Source organism: Ignavibacteria bacterium (assembly GCA_016873845.1).
GTDB lineage: Bacteria > Bacteroidota > Ignavibacteria > Ch128b > Ch128b > JAHJVF01.
The window spans coordinates 20,388-34,070 of record VGVX01000025.1 but is presented as its reverse complement, the minus strand read 5'-3'; the positions used below and the strand labels follow the sequence as shown (position 1 = coordinate 34,070).

General features: G+C 34.0%; 11 protein-coding genes. All 11 read right to left on the bottom strand.

Going from position 1 to position 13,683, the window contains the following annotated elements; translation table 11 throughout:
- Positions 1–545: 545 nt before the first annotated feature.
- The 11 genes from FJ213_06710 to FJ213_06660 all read right to left on the bottom strand — a co-directional run bounded on the left by FJ213_06710 (position 546) and on the right by FJ213_06660 (position 13,555).
- Positions 546–1,676 carry an ATP-binding protein gene (locus FJ213_06710; protein MBM4175848.1) on the bottom strand — a complete coding sequence of 377 codons (1,131 nt, stop codon included), beginning with the start codon at positions 1,674–1,676 and terminating at the stop codon, positions 546–548.
- Between the two features lie 152 nt (positions 1,677–1,828).
- The gene (locus FJ213_06705; protein MBM4175847.1) at positions 1,829–3,394 is read right to left on the bottom strand and encodes a response regulator; all 1,566 of its coding nucleotides are present in this window, start codon (positions 3,392–3,394) and stop codon (positions 1,829–1,831) included.
- Positions 3,391–5,172, bottom strand: coding sequence for a hypothetical protein (locus FJ213_06700; protein MBM4175846.1), 1,782 nt, complete (start codon positions 5,170–5,172; stop codon positions 3,391–3,393). The genes FJ213_06705 and FJ213_06700 overlap by 4 nt, the downstream gene beginning before the upstream one ends.
- A 97-nt stretch (positions 5,173–5,269) precedes the next feature.
- Positions 5,270–5,614, bottom strand: a complete 345-nt coding sequence (locus FJ213_06695; GenBank protein MBM4175845.1) for an STAS domain-containing protein — start codon at positions 5,612–5,614, stop codon at positions 5,270–5,272.
- Positions 5,615–5,654: 40 nt separating this feature from the next.
- A complete protein-coding gene (locus FJ213_06690) occupies positions 5,655–6,905 on the bottom strand; it encodes a glycosyltransferase family 2 protein (protein MBM4175844.1) in 1,251 nt (416 codons plus the stop codon).
- The gene (locus FJ213_06685; protein MBM4175843.1) at positions 6,902–8,287 is read right to left on the bottom strand and encodes a sigma-54-dependent Fis family transcriptional regulator; all 1,386 of its coding nucleotides are present in this window, start codon (positions 8,285–8,287) and stop codon (positions 6,902–6,904) included. The genes FJ213_06690 and FJ213_06685 overlap by 4 nt, the downstream gene beginning before the upstream one ends.
- A 2-nt stretch (positions 8,288–8,289) precedes the next feature.
- On the bottom strand, positions 8,290–8,667 hold the full coding sequence (locus FJ213_06680; protein MBM4175842.1) for a response regulator: 378 nt from the start codon (positions 8,665–8,667) through the stop codon (positions 8,290–8,292).
- Entirely contained in the window at positions 8,664–9,860 is a 1,197-nt protein-coding gene (locus FJ213_06675) for a HAMP domain-containing histidine kinase (GenBank protein MBM4175841.1), read from the bottom strand. Before FJ213_06675 ends, FJ213_06680 begins: the two co-directional genes overlap by 4 nt.
- Positions 9,857–11,236 (bottom strand): hypothetical protein, encoded by a 1,380-nt coding sequence (locus tag FJ213_06670; GenBank protein MBM4175840.1) that lies wholly within the window; start codon positions 11,234–11,236, stop codon positions 9,857–9,859. The genes FJ213_06675 and FJ213_06670 overlap by 4 nt, the downstream gene beginning before the upstream one ends.
- Position 11,237: 1 nt before the next feature.
- Entirely contained in the window at positions 11,238–12,362 is a 1,125-nt protein-coding gene (locus tag FJ213_06665) for a glycosyltransferase family 4 protein (GenBank protein ID MBM4175839.1), read from the bottom strand.
- The gene (locus FJ213_06660) at positions 12,359–13,555 is read right to left on the bottom strand and encodes a glycosyltransferase family 2 protein (protein MBM4175838.1); all 1,197 of its coding nucleotides are present in this window, start codon (positions 13,553–13,555) and stop codon (positions 12,359–12,361) included. Before FJ213_06660 ends, FJ213_06665 begins: the two co-directional genes overlap by 4 nt.
- Positions 13,556–13,683 lie beyond the last annotated feature (128 nt).

Here is a 13,683-nt window from a genome sequence, read left to right as displayed (position 1 = left end):
CTAATTGGAACTTGGTTTTCTAATAACTCCCTTAGAATTATTGTCTTCTGTTCTGGGGTTAAGTGTTTTCGTTGGCTCATGAATTTCTCCTATTTTATAACTTAATTTATTATTGAGAAATTCCATTCCCAACTCAGGCTTTACAAGTAAGTCTTTTCGAGGAAAGGTTATAGTAAGTAGTAAGTAGTAAGTAGTAAGTAGTAAGTAGTAAGTAGAACTCTCCCCTTAGAAAAATTATTAAACCGTTGCAGGTGTCCGAATAGCATTTACTTTCAAGACCCGAATTCATGTTAATTTTTAATTTACTTCATACGCAAACTTAATCGTTAAAAATCAAAAGTCAAGGAAATTTTATGAAATTTAGGTGTGATTGTAAATTTAATTGCTGTCACCTATCTGCCACAGCAACTATATTCAGTGACCGGCCGGCCAGTTATAGCAGCAAATAGGAAAATCTATTCGGGCTAAGTTAAGCGCTGCGGAAGTTATAAAGGTGTTAAAAAATTAGCTCTTCATTTGTAGAAGTACAACCAGAATAACTAATATCAAACAACCCATTCAAAGTAATTTTGCTTTGTTATATTTTTAAAATTTGATTTTGGGTATGCGTTAATCCAAGCTTTCGGTGGATTATTGCGAGTTAGTTTCCATTTCAATTCATAAGCAAATAGGCTGCCTTCTCTCTCCTCTATCAAATCAATTTCTTGCTGATCATATGTTCTCCAAAAGTAATTGTTAGAAATTATGCTGTTGTTGTTCTGAAACTTAATTCTTTCGCTCAGAATATAATTTTCCCATAAAGCTCCACAATCATCTCTAACATTAAATTGATTAAAATTAGCAACAACAGCATTTCTAATTCCATTATCGTAAAAATACCATTTTGAATTTTTTACGATTTCCTTTCGTAAATTTCTACTGAATCCAGTAAGTTTAAATAGAATAAAAACTTTAGATAAAATGTCGAGATATTTTTCAACTGTGTTTCTGCTAATCTGCAGTTGTTTACCAATCTCATTCAGCGAAACTTCACTACCCACCTGGTACGCAATTAATCGAAGCAGATTAATTATTTTTGATGAATTCTTAATGTTCTCAAATGCCAATATATCTTTTAAGAGATAAGAGTTAATAATCTCCTTCAGATACTCCGTCTTCACAGTTAGATTTGAAAGTTGTATGACTTCAGGATAATTACCATATACCAAACGCAATCGAAGATTATCGTCTCTTTCAGTTATCGATTCAAAACTTGTAAACTCTTTTTCACAAATTGGATACAATGTAAAAACTTTTTGTCTGCCTGTTAGTGGTTCACCTATCTGCCCTTGAATATCAAACGCTGATGATCCAGTAATCATTATCTTTAAGTTTTGAATCTCATCTACCATCAATTTAAGTTTTGCACCAATTTCCGGAATCTTCTGAGCTTCATCGATGAAAAGTACTCGCTTATCACCAAGTAGATTTTTATAGCTTTGTGTTGAGCGCTTAGCGAGTAAATCATGAGTTGTAAAATCTTCACCATTGAGCATTAGAAAAGATTCATTGATTTTCTCACTGATATGTCTTAGTAATACAGTTTTACCTACTCTTCTTGCGCCAAGCAATACTACAACTTTACCAGGAATCATCGACTCAAGTATTTTTCTGGTTATGACTCTATCAATGTACATTTTATTAATACCGTCTTTTCGTTGAACAAATTTAGCTAAATTCGTTCAATCATTCAACATAATAATCGAAAAATGAAATTTTTCCAATTTGTTCAAGAGGAGTGATTTGCAAATCGAAAAAAAGACAAGCCTTTTTGAAAAGTAAATCTAATTCAATTTACTCGTTTAATCCAAATCGCACTTGTATCGTCATCAAGTTTAAAGTTGGTAAAATTCAGAAGCTTCTCTTTTAGGTCATTTAAGAAAGCATCGGATTTACTGTTCGCATACACTTCTGTTATTCTATCATGTCCATATTGTTCGCCGTTTTCATTTTTTGCTTCAACAACTCCATCGGTGAAGAGTAAAAGCTCGTCGTTGAGTTCAAGTTTTATATTAACATCTTCGTAATCGCTCTGTTCTATAAATCCCAAGAGCAAACCTTCAGACTCAACTTTAACGATCTCATTTGTTTTTGCTTTTTTCAAAAGAACCGGAAGATCACCAGCACCTGTGTATTTCATTTCGTTTGTTGTAGTGTTCAAGACGATCAATGAGAGGGTGGCAAAAATTTCTGAAACTTTCGCATCGTCATAAACTGCACGGTTAACTCTTTCCATAATTTTAGCAGGTGAGAATGCATCTCCGCCTCCATGTGCCACGAATCTAATTGCACTCCGAATATAACCTGCATAGGCAAATGCAAAATACCAGGCACCCCATTTTTTACCCATCACATCTCCAAAAACTATTGCATACGTATCAGAGTTCAATTTTATATAATCAATAAAATCTCCACCTGGAATTCCTTGGTATGCACTGTGCCATTGATCGACAGCATATCCATTAAATTTAGGTGCTGCATCTGGGACAACTTTCATTTTAATTGAGTCTGCCGCCTGGTGCAATTCATCCACGACTTTCTTTCTCTCACGCTGTACGGATTGAATAATTGCAGAGACTTTTGCTACAACAATATTAATTCCTGAAGTTTTTAAAACATAATCCTGAACACCGACATCGTAACCCTTAAGAATATCAGCCTCTTCGGTTTTTGATGTAAGAAAAACGAAAGGAATTGACTTCAATCCGCTGTCAGCAGATAACAATTTTTTGAACTCAAATCCATCCGCATCTGGCATTAAGATATCAGAAAGAATTAGATCGGGTTGAAATTCTTTTGCGGCATTGAATCCGTCAAAAGTATTGTGAGCAAGCTTAACACTATACTCTTGCTTAGTAAGACTTTTCTCAAGCAAGCGGGTAAGTGCTGGATCATCGTCAACGATTAAAACTTTTGCTTTGAATGGTTTTGTTTCCGCTTCGAATACTTTTTTTGCACCATAGGATTTATAGATATCTGATCGTTTTAAAACTGATTTTATTTTTAATAGTAGTTCTTCAAGGATAAAAGGTTTAGAAATAAAATCATCAGCTCCTAATGCAACTGCTCTAGATTTATCTTCTATCGAACTTTTTGCTGAAACAAAAATAAAGGGGAGTGCTTTGTATTTTTCATCAGCACGGACTTTTTCGCAAAAATCAAATCCATCCATTCCGCTCATCATTATGTCGCACAGCACTAAGTCAGGTGTTGTTTCTTTTAGATGAACAAATCCTTGATCCGGCCCATCAGCTTCCATAATTCCGTAACCGACCTTCTTTAAATTATAGGCAATTAATTTTCGTATTGTCGGATCGTCGTCAATGAGAAGTATTTTCTTTTCTTGCGAAGTCAATAAGAACCTTTCTTTTTTAAAACAGATTTAACGGTATCTAAAATTAATGAAATATAACCTTTAACAGAACGACTTTTTTTATACTCCGATAAATGTTTTGAGAGAATTTTATCATCTATGTCAGAAAGTGATTGGATTGCATCGTGAACAATTCTCTCTTCTGCTGAAAGTTCCGAGCGTCCTCGTGACTGCCAGTATCCTGCAAGTCCTAAGTTTCCTCTAAATCTGATTTTAGCAGTTTCAGAAATTTCAAAATCACCATCAGCAATTTGGGTTGATTGTAAACCATTAGCTTCCTTTTGTGGTAATCCCCAAATTCCCACAAAGCTCAAATCTCCTTTAAGTACATTTATCAGCAATGGAAGCTCATCCAAGCTTGTAGCTCTAAGGAATTTGCCAATTCGAGTAATTCGAGGATCGTCCTTTGCCTTAAAGAATGGTCCGCCATTGTAAATATTCAAATCGTTGAGTGAACTTTTATATTGATTTTGATCGACGATCATAGTACGAAATTTCAAATATTCGACTATACTTTCGGGCTGATATTTATACCACTTTTCAGTCTTTTGAATTATTTGCGGTTTTCGAATTCTCCTTGAGTGATAAAAAATTGAGCCGGAAGAATCAATTTTAATTAAAATAGATATAATCAAAAAAACGGGGGAAAGCAGAATTAAAGCGAGGAGGGAAAGTGTAAAATCAATTATTCTGAAAAAGATTTTTTTTACTGTTGATAGAGGAGAAAATTTTTTCTGCTCTGAGATGATAAACTCATCATTAAGATAGAGACTGTAACCATGCGTTATGCTCAAATGAAGATTTTTATAAATAATCGAATTCTTAATTTCAATATTTTTTCCGACATAGGTATCGTCAAGAATTAAAGAATCTGAAATTACAGCAGCGTCGTCAATGCGCACATTATTTCCAATAATAGCTTGACCGAGAAACTCTACATTTTTTCCGATGTGAGAATTGTCGCCAATCAAAATTGGATTCTTGATTGATGTAACAGCAGATTTGTGAATACTTGATGAATCATGCAAATGAATTAACATATTTTGATCAAGTGAAATCTCGTCTAAAAGTTTAATATTTGCGTTTAACAAATCACTCGGGTTCTGAATTCTATAGTAATCTTTCTTAAAGTAATAAGCATATGGATTTATCTTTTCACGCAGCAACAAATTGATTAGATCGGTTTCAAGATTAAATTGAGTTTGGTTTGGAACCAATTTTAGTATTTCTTTTTCAACCATATAAATTCCAATTGGAATCGTACTATAAAACGAATCGTTTTTTGAAATCCGAAAATTACTCTTAATAATCTGTCCGCTGGAATTCACATTATATTCTGCAGTCAATTCCTTAATACTGTTTTCAGCAAGAACTAAAGTGATTGGCGATTTTTTAATTTTGTGAAAATAAAGAAGTTCGGTTAAATCAATGTCAGCGAGGCAATTACCTGCATGGACTAAGATTGTATCATCAAAAAAACTTTCAACTCGCTTAAGAGCAGCAGCTGTCCCCAAGAGATTTTTTTCAAGTGAATAAGAAATTTCTACTCCAAAACTTTCCCCGCTTTCAAAATACGAATCAATGTATTCAGGAAGGTGATGAAGGTTTATTTTGATATTTCTGATATCAAATTTTTTTAAATGCTCAATAATGTAAAGCAGGAGGGGGCGATTAAGGATGGGCAGCATCGGTGCGGGAAGCTCATTTGAGAGTGGCTGAATCCGCTTTCCTCTTCCAGCACCAAGAATGAATCCTTTCATTAAAAAGCCAAATTTAAGTTATGTCGCTTTATCGATTTGACAATTAAAATCTGCACCTTGTTCTCAATAAAATTCACTATAAATTGTTTGCATAGAGTTATTTGCTGGCAAAACTATTTACAGCATCTTCAACTGATTCGAACGCCTCAAAAACTTTATGCATACGAGTGAGTTCGAACATAGAACGTACAGGAGGACGAAAGCCGACCAACCGAATGTCTCCCTTAACCGCAGTCATTCGTTTAAGACTTACCACAAGTCCACCTAAGAAAGTACTATCAACGAAATCGCATTGAGAAAAATCAACAATGATCTTTCTCTCGCCTTCGTCAATAGCTTTGATAAGCATGTTTTTGAAATCTTCAGCTTCTTTCAGTGTTGCCCTCGAAATATTAATTGTCTCGATTAGGACATTATCTCTTTTCTGTTCGATGAAATTCATCTTTTACCTCTTATTAATTATTAAAACTTCTTCAAAAAATTCAAATTGCAATTTCACGCTGCGTCTTTTCCCATATATTAGAACTTCGCGAAAACGGATACGAAAAGAGCGCAATCAACGCTGCTAAATTCATTAACGTAAAAGAAAAAATCAAATTTATTCCAGAAATTTTCAGTTTCAAGAACTCGTGAATCAATCCAATAAATCCTACAGCGTAAAATATTAGTTGAGCTGCAAACAATTCAGAATAAATAAATTTAGTTTCCGCCTCAATCAATAAATAATTACTTACAAAAGCAAGTAATAAACAAATTGGCGCAATTGCCCACCTCAACACTCGATGGCTGATAAATTGAAATGATAAAAATTTATGGTCGCGGAGCCGCAGCAGCTTATTAAAATATTTGATAGATTGAATCCCTCCTTTGCTTATTCTCACCCTTCGCTTAAAGTCATCTACAAATGTCCGCGGAGGTGTTTCGATAGAATATGCTTCGGGTTCATATACGACACGAAATCCTTTTATGGAAATTTTTAGTGAAATCACGAAATCTTCTATGATTGAATCTTCAGGAATTTCGGGGAAGAGATCTTTTCGAACCGCAAAAATTTCACCAGCTGCACCCACAACTGAATATAATTCTGAGTCCAATGATTTAATAAAAGATTCATACTTCCAGTATAATCCTTCAGATGGCAGTGAACCATCATGTTTTGAAACTCTTTTTTCACCTGCTACGCAGCCAACTTTCGAGTGAGCAAAATGCCGTACAATTTTTCTAACAGCATCAGGATTATAGATCGCGTTAGCATCGGAAAAGATAAGTATTTCACCTTTCGAGAATTCAACACCTCTCTTCATTGCATGAAGCTTCCCGCGTCTCTGCGGAAAAAATAGATAACGCAGATTATCCGTTTGATGTTTGTCTATTATACTATTTGAATTGTCTGTAGAACCATCTGTGATAAATAAGAACTCAATTTTATCTGTCGGGTAAATTAACTCCAGACAGTTTTTAATTTTTTTTTCTAAATAGTCTTCTTCATTATAAGCAGTAATTATAATACTAACTTGCGGCTTAAAATTTTTATCAACTGAGATATCTTTGTAAGCGGCGTATCCACCTATTTTTGGATTAATTAAAACTCTTCCGAAGCCCTCAGGCATTTTTATTATGTATTTCATCAAAGGAATTCTAATAAAAACGTTCATCAATAGTGGATAGCCAAAGTATGTATAGAACACAAAAAAAATTGAGACCCAAAACGCTATCTCTATAATTGTGGTCAATCATTGACCTCAATTTTATATTTACTGATTAATCTGTAAATAGTGGCTCTTCCAAGTTTTAGTTTCTTTGCTGCGTCAACAATACTTCCGTTTGTCGCTCGAAGTGCGTTTCGAATCGCTTTTTCTTTTATCACTTCAAAGGGGAGGATTTCATTTGTTTGTTCACTTTCGATTAAAACATCCGATGGGACAACCTGCTCACTAGCAAAAGCCTGCATTGGGAGGGGAAGATCTTTCATCTGGATTTGATTTGCTTCTGCAATGATCACAGCACGCTGAATGGAATTCTCCAGTTCCCGAACATTTCCGGGCCAAGGATAATCAAGAAGAATTTGGATAACTTGTTTGGATAAGGTCGGAATTGGAATTTTCGCTTCTTCGGCAAATTTTTTTGTGAATGACTCAGCGAGAAGCAAAATATCTCCTTTACGAGTTCTTAGCGGTGGAACAGTTATCGGATATGTTGAAAGGCGATAATATAGATCTTCTCGGAAAAGTTTTTCATCAACAGCTTTTTTCAATTCACGATTTGTTGCAGAAATAATTCGTGCATCGGTTTTAATTGGTTCCGTTCCTCCAACCCGCTCAAAAGTTTTATCTTGAAGAACTCTTAGCAATTTTGATTGCAGACTTAACTCAAGCTCGCCAATTTCGTCAAGGAAAATCGTTCCACCATCAGCCATTTCGAATTTTCCGATTTTGCGAATATGTGCACCTGTAAACGCTCCTTTTTCATGACCAAAGAGTTCGCTCTCGAGCAAATCTCGCGGAATTGATGCACAATTAACTACAACAAATGGTTCGCTTTTTCTTTCGCTGTTGAAATGAATGGCCCTCGCAATCAATTCTTTTCCTGTTCCGCTTTCGCCATAGATTATTACATTCACAGATGTGTTTAACACCTTTTGCATGAGACGGAAAACTTCTTCCATTTTGTTATCAATTGCAATGATGTTATCGAAACTATACGAACGCTGTTTTTCTTCTAATAAACCTTTTAGTTCACGTGCAAGATCATAATTCTTAATGGCATTTTTTATTGTGACTTCAAGTTTTGGAAGATCGATTGGTTTTGATAGATAGTCGAAAGCACCGAGCTTTAATGTCTCAATTGCAGTTTCAACGTTGCCTTGAGCAGAAAGCATTACAACTGGGAGATCGAAATTCTTCTCTTTAATACCTTTCAGTATTTCAATTCCATTTGTACCAGGAAGCATAATATCAAGCAAAACTAAATCTGGTTCGGTATCTGAATATGAGAAGAATGAATTCGCATCTTTAAATACTTTAATTTGATATCCCCATCTGTCGGAAACCCAATGAGAAATTAGTTTAGTTAAATTTTCTTCATCGTCAACAAGAAAAATTAATTTATCATCCATCTTTAGTTTATTCCTAGCTCATTAATTGCATTTAAAAAATCTTTTATTCTAAATGGTTTGGTCATGAATAAATCTGCCCCAGCTGATGCAGCACCGTCCCGATAAAAATCGTAATCCACCGATGAAAGAAGAATGAAGGGGATCTCAGATATTTCTGAAGTATTTTTTAATACCTTGCAGAAGTTAACGCCATTCATACCGGGCAGCAGTACGTCGGAAATAATTAAGTCAGGATAATCTGTTTGATGATTAAGATATTCTAATGCTGATTCTGCATTTTCCTTCAACTCAACCTCGAGTCCAAATTTCTTAAGGTTGTACACAATTAAGATTTGAATTGCTTTTTCATCTTCAACCAGTAGAATTTTTTTTCTCTTCATCCTTTGCTCCTTCCCTCACCAAGTCGAATTGGAATTCTTACAGTGAATGTTGTTCCAGAGCTTAACTCACTTTCCACGATAATATTTCCGCCATGAAGTTGAGCAATAGCCTGGCAAATAGTTAAACCTAATCCAGTTCCTCTAAACTCAAAGCCCGGTCTATACACTCGATAAAATTTATTGAATATTCTATTCAAATCTTTCTTTGGAATTCCAATACCAGTATCAGTTATAGTAATAATAAAATCAGATTCTGAAGATTTTAATTCTATAACTACTTTTCCACGAGTGGGAGTAAATTTTAAAGCGTTACTGATAAGATTTGAGGTTAGTTGTTGAATTTTTTCAGCATCTACGCAAGAGATTACGGCAGAATTTGGAAGAACTAAATTGAAGTCGATGTATTTTTCATCAGCGATCGATTTGTAATTATTAAATGAAGCCGTGACAATATTGTTAATTAAATGTTCTTTCAATTCAAGTTTGACATTTCTTTTTTCGAGATCGGAGATGTTTAACAAGTCATTAATCAGCGAGGCAAGACGCTTCCCTTCATTAAAAATTATATCAACAAATTCACCTCTCACATTTGACGGCATCTGAGGATCATTTTTAATTGTTTCAGTGAAACCGATTATCGATGCGAGTGGAGTTCGCAGTTCATGTGAAACGCTTGAGAGAAAATCATCTTTCATCCTCTTCAATTCTTCGTATGGTTCTGCTGCAAAGCTATCTTCAACCGAAAGGAGATAAGAATCCACATCCATGGGCAGCATCTCATCTCTTTGAGCAACTGGATCTCGTTCGAATTCATCCACTTCAATTAATTCAAGCCTAAAAAGATATTTTAAATTCGATTCCGGCTCTGAAGAGAGTAATAAAACTTTTGCATCAAATGGAATTATTTGATTGAAATTTAAAATGAAAATTAATTTTCCTGACCAATGGCCATGTTTATTCACAGAATTAAAAACTTTATTAAAATCAATCCCATCAGCTCTGAAAAGTTTATCTATCTTGACTTTGACATTCAGTATTTCGTCCTTGTTTGCCGAATTACATAATTGAGAAAGCAGATTGTTATAAAGTTCAATTTTTCCCGACCAATCGGTAATAATTACTAATTCATCACTTCGATAATGTGCCAATGGATTTATCGATGAGTTTGATTTTTCATTTAGTGAATTGATCATTGGTTGCTTCCATTTTCTGATTTGATTTCACTATCGAGATAGACTTTGAATTCATTGAATGCAACTATCAATCTTATACCTTCAAAATAAAAAGTGAACATGTATTTTAAAATCCTTAAGATACTAACGCCCAATTCTTTTTTTAAGAACCAAAAACAAATAGCTGCACCAATCAATAATGAAATTAAAGATGAAATGGATGCGCCAATTAAATCGTAAGTTGGAATTAAAAATACATTGAGTATAAAATTGAAAGCCAATAGAGACATTACTAACCAAAAGTGAGTGCTTGGCTTCGCGAGCGTATCCATGCTAAGTCCAAAATACTTGATGAATGGTTTAAACAGACTAAACAATAAAATGAAATAAATAACAGGAAGTGCATCTCCATAACGTTGGGAAGCTATAATGTGAATGATGTCCTTTGAAAAAATTGATAGTACGATTATTCCCGGGACAACAAAAGCCAAGATCACTCCAACCGAACGCTCATACAAATGTCTTAATGATTTGTCACCAATCTGGTTTAATCTTTGAGTTGATTTTGGGTAAACGATAGTTGCAACTGAAGTCATTGGAATATCAGAAAAATTGCCAACTCTCATTGCAGTATTGTAAACAGCAACATAAGTCGTATTAAAAAAGTAACCGAGCATAATTTGATCAATATTAGTAAAAAGTATTGAAAGCACATTCCCGCCCAGAGCATATTTGCCAAAGTGATATAATTTTTTAACCCAATCCCAATTTATTTTTTTCGTGAATTTCAAAAAGTCCTTAGCAAATACATAAATGACAATTCCCGCACCCAATACAGAGATTGCCTGAATAACTGGAAGCATATAAAGCGGAAGAAATTTAAGAACAATAGTAAAGTATGCAATAGTTCCAATAAAAATAAAGTTACGTACAAGGTTGCTGTAATATTGTCCACGGAAATTGAATCGAGCTTGTTCGACTGCAGACATGAAAATGTGAGGAACTTGACAGATTGCATAAGCAGGATAGAGCATTAAAAGATAATAAAATTCCCTGCTCTCCCAAACTTTACCAAGAGTTGGTGCGAGAAAAATTATCAAAGTAATTCCCAACAGTGTCATAACCGAATGTAAAAATAATGATGCAGTTAATATATTCTTGTAATCTTCACTATTTGCTGGTGTGCTAAATTTAATCAATGCATTGTTCACAAATCCGCTTCTTGTTACATCTGCAAATGTTGTTACAGCAAGATAAAGTGCCCATGCACCAAATTCAGATTTTGAATAAAATCTAACAAGTAATATAAAGCTCGTAAATCCGGAAATTAGTAGCACTACATTTTGGAGGAAAGAGTAAATTCCGCTAGGGAACCAATATTTTTTTATCTCGGACAAGTTAATTTGATTTTTTGTTTATCATCATTTTAAAGTAAACGTCTTCAGTTTTACTTATCATTTGTTTCAAATTAAATTTTGAAACAATTGTATGCCTTCCATTTGTGGAAATATAAGAATAAAAATTATTATCAATTCTAATTCTTTCCACTAGGGATACTATTTTCTTGTAGTCGTAAGGTTTTATAAGAAATCCATTCACATTGTCGTCAATTATTTCTGAGTTCCCGTCAACATTAGATGCGATAGATGGAATGCCAACAGACATTGCTTCCAGTAAGCCATAAGGCAATCCTTCCCATAGAGAGGGAAGAATGTAACAATCAATTGCATTAAGAAGATATGCAATATCTGATCGATAGGGAAGAATAATCACTTTTTCATTTAGATGATTTTTATTTATGAACTTAACCACTTCGTTCCGGAGTTCTCCCTCTCCAACAATTAAGAGTTGGATATCGTTATTCTTATCAGCTAACGACTTAAACGCTTTCAAAAGTGTTAATGGATCCTTTTGATGAGTTAAACGGGCGAGGAATCCAATAACAAATGTTGTTCGCTCTATACTCAGTTCCTCCCGCACTTTGTTTCGATTTTTAACGCAAAATTTTTCAGTATCAATTCCATTATATATTACAGTGAAATTGGTTTTGTCATTAACAGGGGCAGAGTTGTAATTAGCTTTGGATACACAGATAATCCTATCAGCTTTCTTACATAGGAAAGCTTCAATCCTTTGCCTGATTTTTAAATTAATTTTTCCAATTCCTTTATGCGTTGACCAGCCATGAACTGTATAAATTAATGGGAGATTGTTGACGGCTGCGCAAAGTACTACATTTGATGCGCCTTTTGTTCCGTGCGCATGAATAATATCAATTTGTTCTTCAGCAATAATTGAATTGATCTTATTTCTTAATCTAAAATCAAAAGGTATTTGCGATTCGAGACAGTATGTTTTCATCCCTTTGTTCATCAATTCCGTAAGAAGACTGCCTTTAGCAAAGGTCAAAATAATTGATTCGAATTTCCTTTTATCTAAGTTGTTTATGAGATAGCGAAGGTGTGTTTCGCCGCCGCCGAAATCCGCCTGCCTTATTGTGTGAAGTATCTTGATCTTATTCAACGCTTCTCCACGGATAAAATTTCTTCAATTTTCCTCAAAGATGAGTGGGACGTATGAAGTGAATCACCTGATGCTTTGTAAATTCCAAATAATGAGAGAAAGTGATTCGCAAAAAGAATTGGCGTCGTAAATAGTGTGAAATAAATTTTAATATTTGACTTGTCTAAAATCATTGTTAGGATTAGAAAAAAACCATAAGAAATTAATACACTCAACCACAGCAAGGCCATAATGTAAAAGCCTGAAATAAAATTATATAAAATAAATGAAAGGGTGAATAAAATGATAGTGGTTAGCGGCGGTCTTAATTGAATAAACAAAAGATTAAGTTTATCAAGGTTAAAATCAGTTAGCAAAGATCTCATGATGCTAATTGAATGTTTAAAGATCATTTTTGCATGAGCAAACAACCAGCGTCTTCTTTGTTTTATGAATTCCGCAGAGGTAGAAACTTTCTCATCGTATACTAAAGCATTGGGACTAAATTTAATGCGATAACCACTGCAGATTAAAATCATTTGCATCGCTTTGTCGAATCCGCCAAAAACGTTTATTTCTTTGAGCACGGAAAAAAATAAATCTTTCTTAACCGCAAATCCTGATCCACTTATTGTTGCAGATAGCTTTAATCTATTAGGACTATATCTATCAAGAAAATTATAAAACGTATCTGTCAGGGAATCCAGCCGAGAGAAATTTGTCTCAAGATTTTTTGCAATTCTTTTTCCTTGGACTATTTTGTTTCCGTTAACAAGACTTAAATTAATTTCATCTAAAAAGTTAGGATGAATTAAATTGTCTGCATCTAAAACTATGACTGAGTCGAATTCGTCCCCAATGTATTTTTCTGCTGCATGAAGCGATTTAACTTTTGAGCTTCTATTAAATTCCACATCGATAATTTTTACTCCGGTACTTCTAAGCTTTTCAATAACTGATAATTCACATCTATCGTTAATAATAAAAATTTCATACTTATCAGAGGGATAATTTTGCTTCTTTATTGACTCGACGTTGTGTAACAGTACTCCTCCTTCTTTATAAGATGGAATTATGATTGCAAATTTTTCTACAAAGAGTGCAATTTTTTCTGAATCAGTTCGACCGAAAAGCAATGACATTAAAGCTAATGCAATTGAGTAAGTAAAAATTATCAAAAGAAAAAGTTCTATAAGTAGTAATGTTAAATCCATTGGACTCTTTTTGTTTATTTTATAAATCCATTATTACTTAATTATTATCGGTATAAACTTTAAAAATTTCATAATGAGAATCTCAATTTGGGAAAAAAAGAGAACTGCAGCCGAAGGGAGCTAGGCGC